The sequence below is a fragment of the Microbacterium sp. R86528 genome (assembly GCF_044596335.1).
Classification (GTDB): domain Bacteria; phylum Actinomycetota; class Actinomycetes; order Actinomycetales; family Microbacteriaceae; genus Microbacterium; species Microbacterium marmarense.
Map to the genome: position 1 here is coordinate 1,271,456 of NZ_CP138996.1, position 21,480 is coordinate 1,292,935.

At 64.0% G+C, this 21,480-nt stretch carries 17 protein-coding genes; 8 read left to right on the forward strand and 9 right to left on the reverse strand.

Features of this window, described 5'->3' with window-relative positions; all coding sequences use genetic code 11:
- The first annotated feature begins 158 nt into the window (after nucleotides 1-158).
- The 4 genes from SJY18_RS06115 to SJY18_RS06130 are packed head-to-tail and all read left to right on the forward strand — an operon-like array spanning nucleotide 159 to nucleotide 4,308.
- Complete coding sequence (locus tag SJY18_RS06115; protein ID WP_396668727.1) at nucleotides 159-2,051, forward strand: sigma-70 family RNA polymerase sigma factor; 1,893 nt, start codon at nucleotides 159-161, stop codon at nucleotides 2,049-2,051.
- 57 nt (nucleotides 2,052-2,108) lie between these two features.
- On the forward strand, nucleotides 2,109-2,495 hold the full coding sequence (locus tag SJY18_RS06120) for a YrdB family protein (RefSeq protein WP_337338597.1): 387 nt from the start codon (nucleotides 2,109-2,111) through the stop codon (nucleotides 2,493-2,495).
- Nucleotides 2,492-3,877: an FAD-binding oxidoreductase gene (locus SJY18_RS06125; RefSeq protein ID WP_396668728.1), complete on the forward strand. Its 1,386-nt coding sequence runs from the start codon at nucleotides 2,492-2,494 to the stop codon at nucleotides 3,875-3,877. The genes SJY18_RS06120 and SJY18_RS06125 overlap by 4 nt, the downstream gene beginning before the upstream one ends.
- On the forward strand, nucleotides 3,874-4,308 hold the full coding sequence (locus SJY18_RS06130; protein ID WP_337338595.1) for an NUDIX domain-containing protein: 435 nt from the start codon (nucleotides 3,874-3,876) through the stop codon (nucleotides 4,306-4,308). The genes SJY18_RS06125 and SJY18_RS06130 overlap by 4 nt, the downstream gene beginning before the upstream one ends.
- A 736-nt stretch (nucleotides 4,309-5,044) precedes the next feature.
- Here SJY18_RS06130 and SJY18_RS06135 read toward each other — a convergent pair.
- From SJY18_RS06135 to SJY18_RS06160, 6 genes are all read right to left on the reverse strand, one after another.
- On the reverse strand, nucleotides 5,045-5,824 hold the full coding sequence (locus tag SJY18_RS06135) for a glucosamine-6-phosphate deaminase (protein WP_396668729.1): 780 nt from the start codon (nucleotides 5,822-5,824) through the stop codon (nucleotides 5,045-5,047).
- Nucleotides 5,817-6,743: an ROK family protein gene (locus SJY18_RS06140; RefSeq protein ID WP_396668730.1), complete on the reverse strand. Its 927-nt coding sequence runs from the start codon at nucleotides 6,741-6,743 to the stop codon at nucleotides 5,817-5,819. The genes SJY18_RS06135 and SJY18_RS06140 overlap by 8 nt, the downstream gene beginning before the upstream one ends.
- Nucleotides 6,744-6,786: 43 nt before the next feature.
- Nucleotides 6,787-7,758: a carbohydrate ABC transporter permease gene (locus SJY18_RS06145; protein ID WP_337338592.1), complete on the reverse strand. Its 972-nt coding sequence runs from the start codon at nucleotides 7,756-7,758 to the stop codon at nucleotides 6,787-6,789.
- Complete coding sequence (locus tag SJY18_RS06150) at nucleotides 7,755-8,720, reverse strand: carbohydrate ABC transporter permease (protein ID WP_396668731.1); 966 nt, start codon at nucleotides 8,718-8,720, stop codon at nucleotides 7,755-7,757. Before SJY18_RS06150 ends, SJY18_RS06145 begins: the two co-directional genes overlap by 4 nt.
- Nucleotides 8,721-8,908: 188 nt before the next feature.
- On the reverse strand, nucleotides 8,909-10,189 hold the full coding sequence (locus tag SJY18_RS06155) for an extracellular solute-binding protein (RefSeq protein ID WP_337338590.1): 1,281 nt from the start codon (nucleotides 10,187-10,189) through the stop codon (nucleotides 8,909-8,911).
- A gap of 79 nt (nucleotides 10,190-10,268) precedes the next feature.
- A complete protein-coding gene (locus SJY18_RS06160) occupies nucleotides 10,269-11,462 on the reverse strand; it encodes an ROK family transcriptional regulator (protein WP_337338589.1) in 1,194 nt (397 codons plus the stop codon).
- 114 nt (nucleotides 11,463-11,576) lie between these two features.
- On the opposite strand from SJY18_RS06160, the gene SJY18_RS06165 reads away from it, so the two are divergent.
- The 3 genes from SJY18_RS06165 (at nucleotide 11,577) to manA (ending at nucleotide 14,892) form a co-directional block, all read left to right on the forward strand.
- On the forward strand, nucleotides 11,577-12,068 hold the full coding sequence (locus tag SJY18_RS06165) for a hypothetical protein (RefSeq protein ID WP_396668732.1): 492 nt from the start codon (nucleotides 11,577-11,579) through the stop codon (nucleotides 12,066-12,068).
- Between the two features lie 109 nt (nucleotides 12,069-12,177).
- Nucleotides 12,178-13,626 (forward strand): L,D-transpeptidase family protein, encoded by a 1,449-nt coding sequence (locus SJY18_RS06170; protein ID WP_337338587.1) that lies wholly within the window; start codon nucleotides 12,178-12,180, stop codon nucleotides 13,624-13,626.
- 63 nt (nucleotides 13,627-13,689) lie between these two features.
- Entirely contained in the window at nucleotides 13,690-14,892 is a 1,203-nt protein-coding gene (gene manA, locus SJY18_RS06175; RefSeq protein ID WP_396668733.1) for a mannose-6-phosphate isomerase, class I, read from the forward strand.
- A gap of 60 nt (nucleotides 14,893-14,952) precedes the next feature.
- Here manA and SJY18_RS06180 read toward each other — a convergent pair whose 3' ends face one another.
- Entirely contained in the window at nucleotides 14,953-17,172 is a 2,220-nt protein-coding gene (locus SJY18_RS06180; protein WP_396668734.1) for an NADP-dependent isocitrate dehydrogenase, read from the reverse strand.
- Between the two features lie 145 nt (nucleotides 17,173-17,317).
- On the opposite strand from SJY18_RS06180, the gene SJY18_RS06185 reads away from it, so the two are divergent.
- Nucleotides 17,318-17,770, forward strand: a complete 453-nt coding sequence (locus SJY18_RS06185; RefSeq protein ID WP_337338584.1) for a GNAT family N-acetyltransferase — start codon at nucleotides 17,318-17,320, stop codon at nucleotides 17,768-17,770.
- A 73-nt stretch (nucleotides 17,771-17,843) separates the two neighbouring features.
- Here SJY18_RS06185 and SJY18_RS06190 read toward each other — a convergent pair whose 3' ends face one another.
- Together SJY18_RS06190 and SJY18_RS06195 are read right to left on the reverse strand one after the other, a co-directional pair.
- Nucleotides 17,844-19,658 carry an ABC transporter ATP-binding protein gene (locus SJY18_RS06190; protein WP_396668735.1) on the reverse strand — a complete coding sequence of 605 codons (1,815 nt, stop codon included), beginning with the start codon at nucleotides 19,656-19,658 and terminating at the stop codon, nucleotides 17,844-17,846.
- A complete protein-coding gene (locus SJY18_RS06195) occupies nucleotides 19,655-21,478 on the reverse strand; it encodes an ABC transporter ATP-binding protein (RefSeq protein ID WP_396668736.1) in 1,824 nt (607 codons plus the stop codon). Before SJY18_RS06195 ends, SJY18_RS06190 begins: the two co-directional genes overlap by 4 nt.
- Nucleotides 21,479-21,480 lie beyond the last annotated feature (2 nt).

The following is a 21,480-nucleotide window of genomic DNA, read 5'->3' on the forward strand; positions in this document are numbered from 1 at the left end:
TGGCGAAACTGAGCAATAGCCGTAAGAATGGAAAGGTTGCGTGATACGACGCCGTATTCACCGTCTCTTGGTCGAACAGACATAACGCAGCGTCCCCCCGACGACCGGAGATATCAGTGCCCGAAGACGAAGCAATCAGACCCCGCGGAGCAGCCGCAATGGCCGACGCGGATCTCGTGTTGCGCGCCCGCTCGGGTGATACCGATGCGTTCGGTGAACTCTGGAGACGCCACTATCGTTCCGGCATCACCGTCGCGCGCAACATCTCACCGGGCACCGACGCCGATGACCTCGTGCAAGAGGCATATACGCGCATCTACAAGTCGATCATCGCGGGGGGCGGCCCGAGCGGGTCTTTTCGCGCTTACCTTTTCACCAGCATTCGAAACACCGCCGCTGCGTGGGGCCGCTCGAATCGCGAGACCGCCCTCGACACTCTGGAGCTGGTCGAAGATCCGGCGAGCACCGAACAGGCCACCTCAGAGGCGTTAGACCGCGGGCTCACTCATCGCGCTTTTCGCAGTCTGCCCTCCCGCTGGCAAGAAGTGCTCTGGTACTCCGAGATCGAGCAGATGAAGCCTGCCGAGATCGCTCCGTTGCTCGGCATGAAGGCGACCGCTGTCGCGCAATTGACCTTCCGCGCTCGAGAAGGGCTTCGCGAGGCGTGGATTCAAGCGCACCTGCAGTCGGTCGCCGACGGATCCGACTGCCAATGGACGATTGAGCGCCTCGGCGCCTACGCCCGCAACAATGTCGGCATCCGGGATCGATCCAAGATCGACAAGCACCTAGAAGACTGCCCTCGATGTGCGATCGTCGCAGGCGAGGCGCAAGACGTCGGCAACCGCTTGGCGCTGGTGCTGCTGCCGTTGACTGTCGGCGTTGCCGGCACTGCTGGCTACCTGGCCTCTTTGCAGGGCGCCGGAGTTCCGGTGCTCGCGCTGGCTGCAATGCCCTCTTCGGTCATCGAGGGCGCAGTGAGCGCGGGCGCCCCGATGTCTGTGGCGGGTAGCGCCGCAGGCTCCGCCACCGCAGGCTCCGCCACCGCGGGCTCCACCACCGCGGGCTCCGCCACCGCGGGCGGCTCCAGCACGAGCGGGGCGGCTGGAGCGGCGGCGAGCGCTGGTGCGTTCTCGAGCGTCGGCGGAGCGGTCGGTCTGGTGGCTGCCAGCGTGGTCGTCGCGGCCGCCGCCATGACCGCCGCTATCGCGTTGCCGCAGCTCGCAGATTCCACCAACGCGGCATCGTCGGCAGCCCAGCAAGAGCAACAGGCTGCCGGCGGATTGCCGTCCATCACGCTGTCTGACGAAGACGCCCCGGAGGCAGCCGCAACTGAGCCGCTCGATGAGCTGGCACCAACGGTTCCTGACCCGCCGGTCGAAACCGAAGAATCGACCACGCCAGACGCAGCGTCACCCGATACCGCACCTCCGGACGGTGCGCCGGTGCTCGACACTGAACCAGTGACGCCAGAAGCTATCGCGCCTGAGACGATGGTGCCCGCCGCGCCGCCCATGGTCACTCCATCGCCGGAGCCGACACCCGCGCCGACGCCTGAGCCCGAGCCGACGCCTGAACCCACACCCGAGCCGACGCCGACGCCGACGCCCGAACCCACGCCAGCGCCGACACCCGAACCAACACCCGAGCCGACGCCAACACCGACACCGACACCGACACCGACACCAGAGCCGACGCCAACACCTGACCCCGGGACCGGCGAGGACGAGTCCACGCTGCCGGATGGCACTCCGTCAGTGGGCGCTGCAACGGCGAGCTTCAACGGCACGCGCCTCACATTGCAGATTCCCGTCACGGGTGAGCCTGATGCGACGGCGCGAGTCTCGTTCGCAGGTTCGTCTCTGGGCGACCTCGTGCTCGACGCCGATGGCAGCGCCACCGTCACCATTCGACCGAGTCTCGCCCAGCTGCTGGCCAACTCGAGCGTCGTTGTGAGCTACGTCGCCGGCGACGAGGTGGGAGCGTCAAACTCGGTCAGCCTCGGCGATATCGTCAGCCTGCGAGACCTTATTGCGGCGATTCGCGCCTAACCACAACCGTCCGGCGCCCCGCAACAGCAGTCGAGAGAACCTCCTAGACTGGAAACCATGCCTGAGTCCGTTGCCTCCGAGTCTGCCGCGCAGCCCGCGCCGGGAACCCGCGCGCCACTCGCAGCGATTGACATTCTTGCCTTTCTGACCGAGCTTGCCGCCTTCGCAACGCTCGCGATCTGGGGTTTCGCTTCGTGGTCCTTCCCCTGGAACATCGTCGCCGGTATCGGCGCGCCCGCGCTGGCCATCGTGGTGTGGGCGCTGTTCGTGTCACCGCGAGCAGTCTTCCTCGTGCACCCGTTCATTCGGGCGCTCGTCGAGATCCTCGTCTACGCCTCGGCGACTCTCGCCTGGTGGAGCATGGACTTCGCCTGGGTCGGCTTGGGCTTCGGCATCGTGGCCGTCACGGTCGGAGTCTTGGCGGGCCGGCGCCGCTTCGCATGAGCGCGGCGGTCGTCAACCAGCTCATCGCCGCCCTTGGCGATGCCGTCGACATCACTGAGACAGCACGAGAGTCGGCACGCGCAGACAAATCAGGCCACGCCGCGCACGGACTCCCCCTCGCCCTCGTGCACGCGCGCAGTGTTTCAGACGTTCAAGAAACGCTGCGCATCGCCTCGGCGACCGGCACTCCTGTGGTCACGCAGGGCGCACGTACCGGCCTGGCCGGCGGCGCGAACGCCGGCGAAGGTGAGATCGCGCTGTCTGTTCGCACCATGGATCGCATTCTCGAAGTGCGCCCCGACGACCTCGTCGCCGTTGTAGAGCCAGGCATCCTAAACGCCGACCTCAACACGGCGCTCGCCGAACACGGCATGTGGTGGGCACCCGACCCTGCTAGTCGAGCGATCTCAACCGTCGGCGGCAACATTGCGACCGGAGCGGGCGGGCTGCTCTGCGCAAAGTACGGCGTGGTTCGAGATGCGGTGCTGGGCGTCGACGTCGTGCTCGCTGACGGACGCCTGCTTCGACTCGGACACCGTACTGTCAAGGGCGTCACGGGACTGGATCTGACATCGCTGATGATCGGCTCAGAGGGCACTCTCGGCGTCATCGTCGGCGCGACGTTGAAACTGAGGCGCACGATACCTGGCCAGGTGTGCACTCTCGCGGCGACTTTCGTGAACGTCAGAGCTGCGGCCGTGGCATCGGCAGCCGTCACCGCTTCGGGAGTGCAGCCAGCCATTATGGAGCTGATGGATGCTGCCTCGCTTGCCGCCGTGCACGATCTGCTCGACCTCGGCGCTCCTGCGCCGGGGGTAGCCCAACTGACGATTCAAACCGACGGCGTCGCCGCGGTTGCCGATGCCGAAGCGATCGCGGCGATACTGCGCGCAGCGGGCGGCACCGTCGCAGTGTCACACGACGCTGAGGAGGGCGAGCGCCTGCTGGCCATCCGCCGGTCGATGCACCCCGCGATGGAGCGACTGGGCACGACTCTCATCGAGGATGTCTCGGTGCCGCGCAGCGCCATGCCGGCGATGTTCGACGAGATCGCGCGCATCGAACGCGAACGCGGTGTCGTGATTCCCACCGTGGCTCATGCTGGCGATGGCAACCTGCACCCGAACTTCATCTTCGACGCCAAACCGAATGTTGCGGGGATCGTCGATGTGCCGGAATACATCTGGGAGGCAGCCGACGAGCTGTTCACCGCCGCGCTGAAGCTGGGTGGCACGCTCACGGGCGAGCACGGTATCGGCGTACTCAAGCGGCGTTGGCTTGCCGACGAGATTGGCGACGACCAGTGGGAGCTGCAGCGCCAGCTCACTCGAGTGTTCGACCCGCAGGGCATTCTCAATCCCGGCAAAGTATTCGCCCCGTGATCGACGACACCCGAAGCACCGAAAGCAGCGGGCCCCACCGGGTCGTACACGTGAGTGCCATGGTCGTCAGCGACGAGCATGGGCGGGCTCTCGTCGTTCGCAAAGCTGGAGCATCCGTCTTTCAACAGCCAGGCGGAAAACCTGACCCCGGCGAGACTGCGCTAGAGACGGGCCTTCGCGAGTTGCAAGAAGAGACAGGAATCACTGTCGACGCCGCGAATGTCGAAGCACTGGGCACCTTCACCGACATCGCCGCCAACGAACCCGGGCACTCCGTCGTTGCGCAAGCATTCGCCGTGAAAGTGCAGGGGGTCAACGCCGCAGCCAGCGCAGAAATCGCCGAGCTGCGATGGGTTCGCGAGCACGAGGTTGCCGACACTCCCCTCGCTCCGCTGAGCCGCAACCAGCTCATCCGCTTCGCCTGGCGCTGACGACTTCCCCAGCAAAACGGCCGGGCGTTCCAGCGAAACGCCGTGCGCCCCAGCACACGGCCGGGCATTCCGGCGAAACGCCGCGCGTTCCGTCAAAACGGCCGGGCGTTCCAGCGACACGCCGGGAATTCCGGCGAAACGCCGCGCGTTCCGTCAAAACGGCCGGGCGTTCCAGCGACACGCCGTGCGCGACGCGGGTTTGGCCGTCTTGCAACCAAAGGCCCGGCCATTTCGCAACCAAAAACCCGGCCGTTTCGCCCGATTGCGCCAAGCGAAAGCGAACACGCGCGCCCCAGCGAACGCCGCGCGTTCCAGCGAACGCCGCGCCCCGGCACACGGCCGGGCATTCCGGCGAAACGCCGCGCGTTCCGTCAAAACGGCCGGGCGTTCCAGCGACACGCCGTGCGCGACGCGGGTTTGGCCGTCTTGCAACCAAAGGCCCGGCCATTTCGCAACCAAAGACCCGGCCGTTTCGCCCGATTGCGCCAAGCGAAAGCGAACACGCGCGCCCCAGCGAACGCCGCGCGTTCCAGCGAACGCCGCGCGCCCCAGCGAAACGGCCGCGCGCCCCAGCGAAACGGCCGGGCGTTCCAGCGAAACGCCGTGCGCCCCGTCAAAACGGCCGGGCGTTCCAGCGACACGCCGTGCGCGACGCGGGTTTGGCCGTCTCGCAACCAAAGGCCCGGCCGTTTCGCAACCAAAGACCCGGCCGTTTCGCCCGATTGCGCCGAGCGAACTAGATCCCCTGCCAGGCGGGCTTGTTCGCAAAGGTGTACCGGTAGTAGTCCGCGTTCGAGAGCTCGGATGCCGCAGCTTCGTCAACCACCACAGTGACGTGTGGATGCAGCTGGATGGCCGAACCGGGAACAGATGCGGTGAGCGCACCTTCAACGGCGGCGGCGACAGCCTTGGCTTTGCCGCCGCCGAAAGCGAGCAGCACCAGGTGTTTGGCGCGAAGAATCGTGCCGAGCCCCTGGGTGATGCAGTGTCGCGGCACTTCATCTACCGAGGCGAAGAAGCGTGCGTTGTCTTCACGCGTCTGTGCGGTCAGCGTCTTGACCCGGGTGGCCGAGGCGAACGACGAACCGGGCTCGTTGAAGCCGATGTGTCCGTCAGTGCCGATTCCGAGAATCTGAAGATCGACGCCGCCTGATGCTTCGATGGCGCGCTCGTAGTCTTCGCCCGCGTGCTCGATCCCATCGGTTGAACCGTCGGGCGTGTGAATGCGCGCGGCGTCTAAACCGAGGGGTTCGACAACCTCGCGGGTGATGACCGCGCGGTAGCTCTCGGGGTGGCCCGCGGCGATACCGACGTACTCATCGAGAGCGAACCCGCGTACCTGCGACACATCAACGCCATCGAGATGCTTGGTCAGCGCTTCGTATACGGGCAGGGGCGTTGAGCCGGTGGCCAGTCCCAAGACGGTTTCGGGATTGCTGCGTACCAGGCGCGCAATCTCACGGGCGACGATCTCGCCGCCAGCTGCCTTGTCATTGACGATGATGACCTCAGCCATGAGCAAGAACTCCTTCTGTGTTTCGGGCGTCACCGAGCAGCGCAGCGCCGAGTGCGGCCGCGGGTGAACCGGCGGGCAGCAGCGACACTCGAGCCGACAGCGAGAGCGAACGCATGAACGGCGACGCAGTCGCGCTTGCGTCGAGGTCTGCGGCGATGTCGTTCAGCAACCGCGTGCCGAGGTTGGTAACCCCACCGCCCAGTACCACGGTGTCGACATCAACGGTGAGCACGAGCACTCGCACGGCCGCTGCGGCCCCCGCCGCGAGGTCGTTGCGAAGCTCGGTCGCGAGAGGATCGCCGGCGTCAGCGGCATCGAATACGTCGAGCACGGGAAGTGCCGACACTCGACCCCATCGCTCGGCGATTGAGCGGCCGCCGGCGAGAGCTTCGATGCAGCCGCGCTGCCCGCAACGGCACAGCGGGCCGTTCGGATCGACCGAGATGTGGCCAACCTCGCCAGCGGTGCCGTGACGACCACGCATGAGCACACCGTCTTCTACGATTCCCGCCGCGATGCCCGTGCCGAGATTGAGATAGCCCATGCGGCCCGTCGCGCCGTGCAGAGCATAACCGCCCAGTGACGCAGCCTTCACGTCGTTCTCAACGTGCACTGGCACGCCCAGGGTGGGCGACACCGCAGCCGCCAAGTCGAGTTCATCGACCCCGAGGTTGACCGCATGGGTCACACGAGTCGTGCCGGGAACCACTTGACCGGGAATGCCGATGCCTACCGACCGAAACTCAGGCCATGCAGCATCCATCTGTCCGCGCAAAGCTCGCACCGCTTCGAAGACTGTCGCTACAACAGCGTCTGGGCCCCATCCGGTGGCGATCCGCACCCGCGACACCACAGTGCCAGCATCGTCAATTGCGACCGCATCGGTTTTCGTTCCGCCGACGTCAAGCCCAACCCTCATTTGCCGCCCTCCCGACGGGAGGTGGCGAATAGTCGTGCGTGCATCAGCCCTTGACCGCTCCAGCGACGAGACCACCGGTCATGCGCCCCTGCACGAACAGGAAGAAGATGACAACAGGAATCGCGATCATTGTTGAACCTGCCATGATGGCGCCCCAGTCCACCTGTCCGCCGACGCTTGAGGACTGGAATGCGTTCAACCACGTCGGCAGGGTGAGGTTATAGCCCTTCATGAGCAGCAGCGCCATTGTGAACTCGTTCCACGACTGAATGAAAGCGAAGATTCCTGTCGATACGAGGCCGGGGGCCAGCAGCGGGAAGGTGACCTTCCAGAATGCTTGCGATTTGGTGCACCCATCAATCATCGCGGCCTCTTCAAGGTCTGCGGGCACGCCGGCGACAAAGCCGCGCAGCGTCCAGATCGTGAAGGGAATGACCATCGCCACATAGACGATGCCAAGTCCGAGCATCGTGTTCATCAGCCGCCAGTCATCGATCATCCCGTAAATCGTGAACATCATGGCCTCGCCGGGGATCATCTGGATGATGAGCACCGAGACGATGAACCCGCGGCGCCCCTTGAAGTGGAAGCGTGCGACCGCGATCGACGCGAGGAATGCGAACAACAGGGTGACGATCAGCACACCAGCGGTGACGGTGACTGACGTCATCAACGCGTGGGGAAAGTCCGTTTGCCCGGGTGCTGCCTCACGCGTCCACGCGGTGATGTAGTTGTTGACCGTGAGGTTGAAGGGCAAAAAGCTCGGCGTACGCGAAACAATCTCGTTGTTCGGCGTGAGCGACATGTTCACCATCCAGTAGATGGGGAACACCGACATGGCGAAGACGATCGCCGCGGCGATGTTGAGGCCGGTGCGGTACGCAATGCGCTTGCCAGAGGGGCGACGGGCGTCGATTGAGCGACGCTTGGGCGTCTTGGTGTTGCCTACTTCGCCGACGAGGTCGTCGACCCCGATCGTGCCGAGCTGGGTGCCAGCAGTGACTTGAGTACTCACAGCTCTTCCTCCTTCAAGGTGGTGCGCACATAGCCCCATGAGAGGGTGAGCAGCAGAATGACCATCACGACACCGATGGCCGCGGTTGCGCCGAACTCGCCCACGCCCTGGCGGAACAGGTATGTTCCGAGCACGTTGGTCTCGGCGGCGATGCCACCACGTGTCTGCAGCGCGTAGACCTGCGTGAAGATGCGCAGGTTCCAAATGATCTGCAGCACCAGAACCACGGTCATGATGCTTCGGATGTATGGAAATACGACGAGCCGGAATCGCTTGAAGCCGTTGGCTCCGTCGAGGGATGCTGCTTCGAGCACCTCACTGGGAACCTGACCCAAGCCGGCGTAGGTGGTGAACGCCACGAAGGGAATGCCCTGCCACACGACGATGATGGTCAACACGAAGAAGAACGAGAGCGGGTTGAGCAGCCACGAGTGGTTCGTCCAGTCGCTGGTGCCGGTGATCGTGTTGAGAGCCCAGTTGACGACGCCGTACTGCGTGTCGAAAATCCAGCCCCACACGACGGTTGCCGTCAGCGGCGGCATCGCCCATGCAAGCAGCAGCCCGACCGACACCAGAATGCGCCAGCCACGGCTCAGTCGCGTCATCAGAACCGCCACCAGCGTGCCCATGACAACGATCAGCACGGTCAACACGACCATCAGAGCGAGACTGCGCACCAGCACGGCGGGAAAGTCACTCTTGGTGAACAGGTCGACGTAGTTCTCGAACCAGACGAAGTTGGGCAGGGTGCCCTGCACCTTGTTCTTGACGGTGTAGTCGCTGAACGACTGGATCACCATCAGCACAGCAGGGTAGCCAACCATCACGCCAAGGATGATGAGCGATGGGGCAAGCAGGCTCCATGCACCTCGCGCTTCGCGACGTGCGCGAAACTTCTCTCGGCCGCTCTCAGGCTTCGCACCGGGCTTCACTGCACGGACCGCGGTCTGAGTTTCACTCATGTTCGCCTCCTCTCTACGGATGTCTCTGGGCACGTCGAAACGTGCTCGGTGGGATAGGTGGTTGGTACAAGACCGCTCTCCAGGTCAAGCTCAGCTTTCGCGTGATCGCGCTTCTGCTCCTGACCGAGGGATCGGTCCTGACACGGGGCTCCGGCCCGTAAGCCGGGGCCCCGTGTCACGAGACGTGACTAGTCGTTGAGGATTGCCTCGATAGCGGTGTCGAGCTCGGCCGCAATAGCCGCGACATCGCCACCCTGTGCGATCTTCACGAGCGCGTCGGGGATGAGCTGCGCTGCTTCAACCTCAGACCACTGGGGGCTTGCCGGCGTGCCCTTCGAGTTTGCAAGAGCCTCACCCTGCGCCTTCGCTGAAGCGGTGTCAGGCAGCGCCGAAGCAGCCGAGAGCAGTCCGGGAACGAGCCCCTGCGCAGCCAGGAGCTCCTGGTAGCCGTCCGACAGCATGATGGCCAGAGCGGCCTTCGCCTTTTCAGGCGAATCGCTCTTGTACGCGACACCGAGGTTTGATCCGCCCGCGAAGATCGGAGCGGTTTCACCAGCGGTCATGCCCGGGAGCGCGAATGCAGAAAGGTCAGATGCGTAGGTGTCGGGGCAACCTTCGGAAACCTCTTCACCAGCAGCCTCGTCACCCCACGGCCATGCGCCGGTGAGGTTGCCCTCTGCCCACGCGGGGCTCGAGAGGAATCCGACCTCACCCGCACAGAACGCGATGTTTCCGAGACGCTCGTTGCCGTCAACCGGCGCAACGGATGCGTTCTCGTAGACGTCCTGCAGCATTTCGAGGCCCGTGATGCTCTCGGGGCTCGAGAACTGTGCGTCCCAGACATCACCGTCTTGAACAGCAATCTCGCCGCCGTTCGCCCAGACGTAGGGAAGCGCGTTGTACCAGTCTTTGCCCGGCGCGAAGATGCCCGAGACGGTGTCTGTGGTGATGGCGGTGCCCTGTGCAACGTACTCATCGAGCGTGGCAGGCAGCGTGTCACCTACGATCTGAGGCGTGTAGAAGACGATGCGTCCGCCGGCATAGTAGGGCGCTGCGTACAGCGAGCCGTCGTAGGTGCCAGCGTCAACCAGCCCCTGCACCATGTCTCCGAGTTCACCCTCGATGTCGCTCAGGTCTGCGAACAGACCAGCGTCTGCGAATCCGAGCGCCTGGGTGTTGCCGACCTCGACGACATCCGGTGCGTCATTCGACGACAGCGCTGCGGTGTACGTGTCAGAAACGTCTGCCCACGTCTTTTCTTCGATGTTGATGGTCCAGCCATCGTTTTCTTCGGCGAACGTGTCGACCAGGTAGTCACGAGCAGTCTGAGGCGTGTCGGTGCCGACCAGCCAAACCGTCACTTCGCCAGTGGACGGCTCTTCAGGGGCGGCAGCGGTGCCGCCGGAGCAACCGGCGAGAACGACGGCCGAAGCGCCTACGAGCGCAATGGCTCCGAGCTTCTTGTTCATGGGTGTGTTCCTTCGTTTCCTTGGTGGATTCCGGGAGGGTCGGGTGACCCATCCGGGGGGGGGATTTTGGGGCCTCGTGCTATGACACCCCGAGTTGTCCAGACAGGACCATGACGGCAGCACCGCGCAGGACGATGTCCTGGCCCTGCTCCGTCATCCGCACACGCACCCCGTCATGGAACTGGGCGAGAGTTCGTGCGCGGAGGGTCTCGACGGCTTGTTCCGCAAGCGGACCGTCAAGAAGTTCAGGGGGACCAGAGAGAACGATCTCTGATACGTCGAGCGCCCCGACAACAGGAGCCAGAGCAATACCGAGCCTCTCCCCCGCATCACGCAGCACGCCCTCACGTTCGGCGTCGGTGCCCGCTGCGTCTAGTCGCGCCGTGAGGGCGGGCACTGATAGCCACGCTTCGAGGCAGCCGATCTTGCCGCACACGCAGGCCGGCCCACCATCGGTGCCGACAGTGACGTGGCCGATCTCGCCCGCAGCGAAGTGTGCGCCGCGCATGGGCTGCCCGCCTGAGAGCAGGCCGGAGCCCACACCGCGACCGACTTTCACCAACAGCACGTCGGCACCCGATCCGCCGAAGGTGTACTCGGCGAGCACTGCGGCATTCGCATCGTTGGCAACGAGAACGGAAAGCCCGAGAGCTTCTTGAAGCGAGCCCTCGAGGTCGAATCCCACCCAGCCGAAGTTGGGGGCGGCGAGGACTACGCCGCGGCCGTCGACGACACCCGGCGCGCCTACACCTACGCCGAGCACGGGAGCGTGTGAATCAGCGACAAGCGAACGAGCGAGTTCGATCACAGTGTCGACAACGGCCTCGGCGGATGGCAGGGCAACCTCGCTGCGAACGACGACGTCACCGTCAAGCGTGAGCACCGCGCCGATGATCACGTCGCTTCCAGACAGGTCGATGCCGACGATGCGATGGCCCGCACGGTCAAGATCAACCAGCATCGCTGGTTTGCCCGGGCCGGATGCCTCGCGCATGCCGATTTCGGCGACAAACCCGTCGGAAATCAATTCGGCGATGAGATCTGAGATGGTGACGCGAGTCAGGCCCGTCTCACGTGAGAGATCGGCTCGGCTCATTGCTCCCTGATGAAACAAGGTCTGCAGAAGCAGCGAACGGTTGTGCCCGCGTGCGTGCTCTGGCAGCACCTTCGCTCCTTGGCGCAGTGCGCGACCGGGAACGAAAGCGCGAGAACGTGCGCTGAGCGGGTGCTGCGGCGAATCCAGAGTGGAATTGCCATGCGCTTCGGTTGACATGTTTGTTAGTGAACCTTACGAACAAAACTACCGCAACCCTCATCTCGATTTTGTGTGGCGTATTTACAAAACTGTTACATTCCGCGCGAGCTCGACAGATCGTAGGGTGGACGCATGCGTACGCTCTCCCTCGCCCGGCGCTTCGCAGTGCTGGCGGTAGCCACAAGCCTCGTGTTCGGCGCCACGGCGTGCACCGCAACACCCGAAGAAGCTGACTCGGCAGCATCCACCAATTCGAACGGTTCGACGAGCGACTGGGTCGACGCTCAGGGCGACGAAGGCCAGTCCACAGACGACGCCTGCGCTCTGGTTCAAGACACCATCACCTCGGCCACTGACGACTTCGATGTCGCGAGCGAAGATGACCCGAGCGCTGTTGCTGACGCGATGCAGGCCGCCGCCGATCAGCTTGCCGAACTCACCCCCGCCGTGACCAACGACGAGGTGGCAGCGCTCGTGCCTTCGCTTGAGACGCTCTTCCGTCAAATCGGCGAGTCGATGAACGACATTCTGAACGGCGACACCGAGAGCCTCGAAGAGCTTGACCAGCTCGGCGGTGACTATCAGGCCACGATCGCAGAGTTTCAAGCTCTCTGCACTCCCTGATCGGAGGCCATTTCATACACTTGCTTGTTCCCAGACGTTGCACGGGACATTCACACGCATGCGTCCCTTACCATAGGTACAAACGTCGCTGACTGTACGGGGGTGCCACGTGACGGATCTCGCAACCAAACCAGGTTCTGATGAGACCTCGCCGGGTGAGAATTCCGACGCGCCCGCAAGCGAAGATACTCCGGTCTACGAATGGGCTCCCGCGGAGCCCAAGAAGAAGCGCCGTGCAGGGCTGTGGATCGGCGTGGGCGCCGCGGCGGCCGCCGTCTCACTTGTCGCAACCTCTCTCGTGCTGATCGCTCCCGGCACCGCCGTGGCGGGCGTACCCGTCGGTTTTCTCACCGTGGGCGCCGCTGCAGACGCGATTCAACAGCAATTGAGCGACACCACCGTCATTCTCACCGGCGAGGGCGCAGATGCGGTTGTCACCGGAGCCGATCTCGGCGCATCGGTCGACGCTCGCGCTCTTGCCGATCAGGCATATGCCGAAAACCCACTGTGGAATGTCACCGCCTGGTTCTCGGAATCGGCAGACGCCACCATCGTCGTCGACGAGGCTGCCGCGTCATCGACCTTGCGTGCGGCGCTCCCCGGACTCTATGCAGACCCGACCAACGCGACGATCGCATATGACGCTGATTCAAAGGCCTACGTAGCTACCCCCGCCGTTGACGGCACCGGTGTGGGCCCTGCCGCTGTAGTCGCTGCGCTTGAGGAGGCTTTCCTCGCTGGCGAGGAAAGCGCCGAGATTGAGATCAGCGCGGCGCCCGTGAGCGCAGAGACCACGACTGAGGTGGCCGAGGCAACGGCAGAGTCTCTCAACGCGGTCCTATCGCGCGCGGGTTTCTACATCGGCGATGAGCGCGTCGTGCCATTCAGCCGGGCTGACACCGCAGAGCTGCTGACTGTTGCCCCCGTTCCCGGCGGCTTCGACATCAGCGCAAACGCCGAGGCGATCCAAGCCATCGTCGACACACTTCCCGAACAGATCAACCGTGACGCCGTCAACGCGGTGGTCATCACCGATTCTGGCGGTGGCGTCTTGCGTGAAATCACTGCTGGAGTGAGCGGACGCGAGCTGGGCGACACCTCTGGCATCGCAGCAGCCTTCGCCGCGCAGCTTGCCGCGGGCGAAGCGGTGTACGAGCTCCCTGTCGAAACGACGGACTTCACCACAGCTGCCACCGAGCGTCGCATCGAAGTTGATCTCGGCGCGCAGACGACCTACCTTTTCGAGAACGACAGTGTTGTCAACTCGTGGCCGATCTCGTCTGGGCTTCCGGGTGAAACGGTCACGCACACGGGCAGCTACCGCATCTTCGCTCACGTGCCCATTCAAGATATGGGTTGCTTCGACGGCGCCGAGTACTGCACCGAAGACGTTCCGTGGGTCATGTATTTCAACGGAGACCAGGGCTTTCACGGAACCTACTGGCACAACAACTTCGGCACTCCCATGAGCCATGGCTGCGTGAACATGCCTGTCGACGTGGCCAAGTATGTATACGATTGGGCACCGACCGGCACCGAGGTGTGGGTACACGCCTAAGCACTGAACCTGGTGCTCGCACGGCAACGTTTGACACCCGTTCGCCGGGTAGAACAGGATCCGATGTACATCCAGCTGACGAACGCGCCCCGCAACTATGCCTGGGGATCTCTCGAGGCAATCGCCGAGTTTCGAGGCACCACCCCCAGCGGCGATCCAGAAGCGGAACTGTGGTTCGGCACACACCCCGGCTCCCCCACCCAGGCAACCGCCACGGTTCCTCCCGCCCAAGATGCTTACGAAACGCTCGCGGAGTGGATTGATTCCACCCCCAGCTTGCTTGGCGATGCACTCAGCGCAGAGCGCCGCGATCTGCCGATTCTGCTCAAAGTGCTCGCAGCAGCCAGTCCGCTGTCGTTGCAGGTGCACCCGACCCCCGAACAAGCCAAAGCAGGGTTCGCCCGTGAACAAGAGCAGGGCATCGCGCTATCTGATCCTGCCCGCAATTACAAGGATCCCTACCCGAAGCCCGAAATCATCGTGGCCGTCAGCGAACGGTTCGACGCGCTCTGCGGATTCCGACCAGCAGCCGAGGTTGCGCAGATCGTCGACGCCCTGAGTGCGGCGACCGAGCCTGCTCTTGCTCCGCTGCTTGACCTGCTCAGCGACCCGACCAACATCGCCGTCGCCCTGGATTGGCTGCTTGCCGGATCCACCGAGGTCGGCGCGTGCGTCGCTGCCGTCACTCAACTCGCATCCGCTCCGACTGCCGCTGACTCCCCCATAGCCGACACCTTCGCAACGGCACGCGAGATCAGCACGCACTATGCCGGCGACCCCGGCATCGTCGTCGCGATGCTGATGAACCGTGTGTGCCTGAAGCGCGGCGAGGGACTCTATGCGCCGGCGGGGCTGCTGCACGCGTATCTTTCAGGACTCGGCATCGAGCTGATGACCGCGAGCGACAACGTCGTGCGCGGTGGCCTCACACCTAAGCACATCGACACCGCGGAGCTGCGGAGTCTGCTCTCATTCGAACAGGCCCCGGCAGATCTGCTCGTGCCGGTTGAGACCGGCCCCGTGACGCTCTATTCGCCCCCTGCACCGTTCTCGCTCGCGCTTGTCTCGCCGAGCGGCACCAGCGCAGAGGTCGCTCTCGAGGGCCCGTCGATCATTCTCGCCGACAGCGACGAGATCACCGTAACCGATCCATCTGGATCGACAACCACTATCGGTCGCGGCGATGCCGCCTTCGTCTCGGGTGACGTCGACACCGTCAGCGTCACCGGCCCGGGTCGCGCCTGGGTGGCAGTCGCACACGAGTAGCTGATAAAGAAAGGCGGTGTGGATGCTGCTGCATCCACACCGCCTTTGCTATCGCAAGGTCTACGCGAGGGCGTCAATCACCGAATTGAACGTCGCCGAAGGGCGCATCACGGCAGTCACGAGATCGCTGTTGGGGCGGTAGTAGCCGCCGATCTCGGCGGGCGAGCCCTGCACGGCGATAAGTTCGGCCACGATCTTGTCTTCATCAGCGGCCAGCGTCTCGGCAACCGGCGCGAAGGCAGCGGCCAGGTCGGCATCGTCGGTCTGTGCAGCCAGTTCTTGCGCCCAGTAGAGGGCGAGGTAGAAGTGGCTGCCGCGGTTGTCGATGGTTCCCAGCGCTCGACCCGGCGACTTGTCGTTCTCAAGGAACGTGCCCGTCGCGGCGTCGAGCGTGTCGGCGAGAACTTTGGCGCGACTGTTGTCGGTGAATGTGGCGAGGTGCTCGAGCGAAGCGGCCAACGCGAAGAACTCGCCGAGCGAGTCCCACCGCAGGTAGTTCTGCTCGACCAGCTGCTGCACGTGCTTGGGCGCCGAGCCGCCCGCGCCCGTCTCGAAGAGACCGCCGCCAGCAAGCAACGGAACGATCGAGAGCATCTTGGCGCTGGTGCCGACCTCAAGAATCGGGAACAGGTCGGTGAGGTAGTCACGCAGCACGTTTCCGGTCACCGAGATGGTGTCTTCGCCCTTGCGCAGGCGATCGAGCGTGTAGAGCGTCGCTTCGGCGGGAGCGAGAATCTTGATCTCGATGCCGTCGGTGTCTAGCAGCGCAATGCCTTGGTGAACCTTGGCGATCAGCTGCGCGTCGTGTGCGCGGTTGACATCGAGCCAGAACACCGCGGGCACTCCCGTCGCATGAGCACGGGTGACGGCGAGCTTCACCCAGTCCATCACGGGAATGTGCTTGGTCTGCGTCGCACGCCAGATGTCGCCCGTCGAGACGTCATGCTCAAGAATGACGACACCGTCGCCATCGAGAACCTGAACGACTCCGGGGCTCGCAATTTCGAACGTCTTGTCGTGGCTGCCGTACTCCTCGGCAGCCTGTGCCATCAGCCCCACGTTGGGAACAGTGCCGATGGTGGCGGGATCGAGCGGGCCGTGGGCGATCACGTCTTCGATGACAGCTTGATAGACACCCGCATATGAAGAGTCAGGAATGACCGCGAGGGTGTCGTCTTCGCCGCCGTCGACGCCCCACATCTTGCCGCCGTTGCGCACCAGGGCAGGCATCGATGCGTCGACAATCACGTCAGAGGGCACGTGCAGGTTCGTCGTTCCCTTGTCAGAGTTGACGTACGAAAGACGGGGACCGCTCGCGAGACCTTCGATGAACGCCTTCGAAATCGCGTCGCCGTTCTCGACAGCGGACAACCCTGACAGAATCGATCCGAGTCCGTTGTTGGGGGTGAGGCCCGCCGCGGCGATCGCGTCGCCGTACTGCTCGAAGACGTCGGCGAAGTACGCCTTCACCACGTGGCCGAAGATGATCGGGTCGCTGACCTTCATCATCGTCGCCTTGAGGTGTACGGAGTAAAGCACGTCGTCACGCTGTGCGAGCTCAAGCGTTTCGGCCAGGAATGCGTCGAGCGCATCGGCCGAGAGGAACGTCGCGTCGATGATCTCGCGCGGCAGCACCTTGAGGTCGTTCTTCAGCACCGTCACCGTGCCATCAGCGTCGACATGCTGAATGGTCAGAACGTCATCGTGTGCGGCAATCCACGACTTCTCATTGCTCTTGAAATCACCGGCGCGCATCGTCGCGACGCGTGTCTTTGATCCCTCAGAGAATGCCTTGTTGCGGTGCGGGTGCTTGCGTGCGTAGTTCTTGACCGACAGCGGCGCACGACGGTCGCTGTTTCCCTCGCGCAGAACCGGGTTCACGGCCGATCCCTTGATGCGGTCGTAACGAGCACGCACATCTTTGTCTTCGATCGAGGTTGCCTCGTCGGGGTAATTCGGAACGTCAAAGCCCTGCGCCTGCAGTTCGGCGATCGTCGCCTTGAGCTGCGGGATGGATGCTGAGATGTTGGGCAGCTTGATGATGTTCGCCTCGGGCACGGTGGCGAGGCCACCCAGTTCAGCGAGCGAATCTCCTACCTGCTGCTCGGGCGAAAGGCGCTGCGGAAACGCCGCCAGAATACGACCGGCTAGCGAGATGTCACGCGTTTCGACAGCAACGCCCGCCTGCCCCGCGAAGGCCTCGATAATCGGCAAAAACGAGGCGGTAGCTAATGCTGGCGCCTCGTCGGTGTGGGTGTAGATAATGGTCGAGTCGTTCATGCGTGGCTCTCCGTTCACAAGTCAGCATCCAGCCTATCGCAGAGCGCAAAGTATCTCGACGTCAAGATATCTCTGCACGTGAAGTTCGTGTTAACCCCAGACGTTTTCTCTGCCGCAACTTGACGATCACGGGTACCGTGTAGATATGTCAGAACTTCGTCTGGTCGAGCTGTCCGCCTCCACTATCGTCGCGGTCAACAACCTGTCCCTCAAGCCGGGGCAGGAGCAGTTCCTCGCACCGGTCAGCTATGGCATCGCTGCCACGGTGGTCAATCCTCAATCGACATGGCAACGCGTAGTGCTCTCCGGCGACGAGGTCGTCGGATTCGTCAGCGCGAACTTCGATGAAGAAGAGCCCGAGAAGCACTTCCGCTCGGTGCTGTGGCGCATCAACGTCGACGCAGACGATCAGCGCCAGGGTGTGGGCAGCTTTGCGGTTTCGTCACTGCTCGACGAAGCGCGCAGTCGCGGCATGGAATGCGTCTATGTGATCTACGAAGCCGGCGAGGGTGGCCCCGCCGCGTTCTTCGAGCGCGTGGGCTTCACGCCCGTGGGCGAGACCGAGTACGGTGAGGTCATCGCAGAGATTCGCCTCTAACGGACTCGGCGCACTCAGACCGGCGGCGGGGTCTCGGATTCCCCTCCCCCACCGAGACCTCGTCGCCCTCCGTCTAGACCAGTGTGTCTTGCCACGCAGCGTGTAGCTGGGCGAATTTTCCCTCACCCGCGATCAATGCCGCCGGAGTGTCATCCTCGATGATGCGACCGTGCTCCATCACGAGCACACGGTCGGCGATCGCGACGGTCGAAAGCCGGTGGGCGATGATGATCGCCGTGCGGTCAGCCAGGAGCGTCTGCAATGCGTCTTGAATCAGCCGCTCGCTTGGCATGTCGAGTGATGCCGTTGCCTCGTCGAGAATCAACACCGCTGGGTCGGCGAGGAAGGCCCTCGCGAACGAGATCAGCTGGCGCTGGCCCGCAGAGACGCGGCCGCCGCGCTTGTTCACGTCAGTGGCATAGCCGTCAGGCAACGCTTCGATGAACGATTCGGCGCCTACCGCACGGGCTGCGCGCTTGATCTCGTCGAGCGTGGCATCGGGCTTTCCGAGGGCGATGTTGTCGGCGACCGTGCCACTGAACAGGTAAGCCTCTTGCGTCACCATCACGATCGCACGTCGCAGATCCTTCGGGTGCATCGCGCGCAGATCTACACCGTCGAGTGACACGGCGCCGCGCGTGGGGTCGTAGAAGCGCGAGACCAATTTGGCGAGCGTCGATTTACCGGCCCCGGTCGTGCCGACCAGCGCAATCGTCTGCCCTGCCGGGATGTCGAGCGAGAAGTCCGGCAGGATCACCCGGTCTTCTGAGTAGCCGAACAGCACGTCGTCGAACCGAACGTTGCCGCGTGCGGTCCACAGGTTGACCGGTTCGCCAGGGTCGGGAACGGTCGGTTCCTCTTCGAGGACGCCCGACACCTTCTCGAGAGCAGCCGTGGCCGATTGGTAGCTGTTCAAGAAGAAGGCCACCTCTTGCAGCGGAGCGAAGAAGTTGCGCACGTACAGCACGGCCGACAGCAGGGTTCCCAGCAGAAGCGTCCCCTCGACGACGCGAACACCACCCCAGAAGACGATGATGGCCAGCGTGATTGATGCGATGGCCATGAGACCCGGCTCGAACGTGCCGAACAGACGGATCGAGCGGATGTTGACGTCGCGGTATCGCAGCGACAGCGTGCCGAACTCACCGTCGTTGCGCTCTTCCTTGCGGAATGCCTTGACCGCACGGATGCCTGTCATCGTCTCGACGAACTTGACGATCACCTGAGCACTGACAACGCGCGACTCGCGATACACAGCCTGCGAGCGAAGATAGAACCAGCGCATCAAGAAGAACAGTGGAATGCCCATGGCCAGCAGAATGAGCCCCGACTGCGGGTCGATCAGCAGCAGTGCGATCAGGGTGAACAGGCCGTAGAGCACCCCGGAGACCAGCTCGTTGAGACCGCCGTCGAGCAACTCGCGGATCGTGTCGAGGTCGCTCGTCTGTCGCGAGATGATGCGACCCGACGTGTATGACTCGTGAAACTCGAGGCTGAGCCGCTGCGTGTGCAAGAAGATGCGCTTGCGCAGATCGAGCATGATCGCCTGCGTCAGCCGGGCGGTGACGACGACATACCAGCCGATGAGGCCGGCGCCGCCGAGGGCGGTGAATAGGTACACCGCCACCACACCGATGGTGGGCAGCCAGTCCATGCGGTCGACCGCCGCGGGTAGCGCGGTGTTGATGCCGTAGGCGATCAGAGCGGGGCCAGCGACACGCAATGCGGTCGAGACGACCAGCACGATGCCGGCGAGCCACAGCTGCGCCTTGACGGGGCCGAGAAGCGACCCGAGTAGCCGCAGCGAGCGTCTGCGGATCGCTTTGCTCTCTTCGCGCGTGTAGTCGGAGCGGTCTTCGCCGCTGGTTCCGGTGACCGTGGTGCTCACAGGTTCACCTCCCTCTCCCGCATGCGGGTTTCGTCGTCTTCGAGACTCGAGATCACGTGCCGGTAGTGCGCATTCGTGCGCAGCAGTTCGCTGTGCGGCCCGATCGCCGTGACGCGCCCGGCTTCGAGCAGGGCGACTCGATCGGCCAGCGTAACCGTGGACGGACGGTGAGCGACCACCAGCGCGGTCGTGTCTTTGAGCACCTCTCGCAGCGCATCTTCGACGAGGGCCTCGGTGTCGACATCGAGCGCCGACAGCGGGTCGTCGAGCACCAGCACTGCGGGGCGTGCCGCGACGGCACGCGCGAGCGCGAGCCGCTGTCGCTGCCCGCCCGACAAGCTCATGCCCTCTTCGCCGATGACCGTGTCGACGCCGTTCGGCAGGTCGTCGACGAACGTCGCCTGCGCGACGCCGAGCGCTTCGCGCAGCACAGCCTCTGCGTCGTCGCTGCCGGGCACCAGGTCTTCTCGACCCAGCAGCACGTTCTCACGCACGGTCTGCGAGAACAGCGTCGCGTCTTCGAACGCCATTCCGATGTGGGTGCGCAGCTCTTTCAGCGTGAGGTCGCGCACGTCAACGCCGTCGAGCGTCACACGCCCACCCGTCACGTCATACAGTCGCGTGGGCAACGTGGTGAGCGTGGTCTTGCCGCTTCCGGTAAGACCCACCAGCGCCATGGTCTCACCCGGTCGCAATGCCAGATCGATGCCGTCGAGCAGATCGCGCTCGTGGGCAGCAGCATCCTGATACCGAAAGCGCGCGCCCTCGAACACGAGCTCGCCGCGCGGCGATGCGATCGTCTGAGGCTCTGCGGGGTCTTCGATGGTGTTCTCTTCGTCGAACACCTCGAAGATGCGATCGGTCGCGGTGCGCGCGTCTAGGAGAAACGAGAACAAGAAGCCGATGGACTCCATGGGCCACCGCAGCACGGTCGCCATCGCGAAGAACGCGATCAGCTCGTCGACGCCCAGCTGGTCGAGCGCGACCAGATACACGCCTGCGCCGAGGCACAGCGCGAAGGCGATGTCAGGCAGCAGCACCAGCCAGAACCAGATGGAACCCACCGCGCGCGCCTTGTTGATCTCGGTCTCGCGCAGGGTCTCGGCCTGTGCGGCGAACTTCTGCAGTGCATGCGAACCGCGGCCGAACGCCTTGAGCACCCGAATTCCGTGCACACTCTCTTCGACCGAAGTCGCAAGGTCGCCCGCTTGGTCCTGACTCTGGCGGGCGAGCGTGCCGTACTTCTTCTCGAATCGGTAGCCCGTGTACCACAGCGGTGCAGACGTGATGAGGAAGATGGTGCCGAGCAGCCAGTGCCAGCGAAAGAGCAGCAGCGTGCCGACGGCGATGGTCAGCACGTTCACGACGAGCAAGACGAGCCCGAACGCCATCCATCGACGCAGCATGCTGATGTCTTGCATCATGCGGCTGAGCAGCTGGCCTGACTGCCACCGGTCGTGGAACGCGACGGGCAACCGCTGCAGGCGCTGGTAGAACGTGTGGCGTATCTCGTATTCGACCATTGTCGCCGGCCCCAAGACGAACCAGCGGCGCAACCACACCATCAGCGCTTCGGCGAGGCCGAGAGCCAGCACCGCTGCAGCGCCCCACGCGATTGCGGTGAGGTTGCCCGAAGCGATGGGGCCGCCCACGATCACTTCGAGAACGAGAGGAATGGTCAGCGCGAGCAGGCTGGCTGCCAACGCGCTGAGCGCACCAAGCGCGAGGCGTGGCAGCACAGGTCGGGCGAAGGGCAGGAGCCTGCCCAGTGCCCTCGCAGTTGAGAGGTGGGGCCGGGGTGTTTCTGGGGTGGTAGCCATGA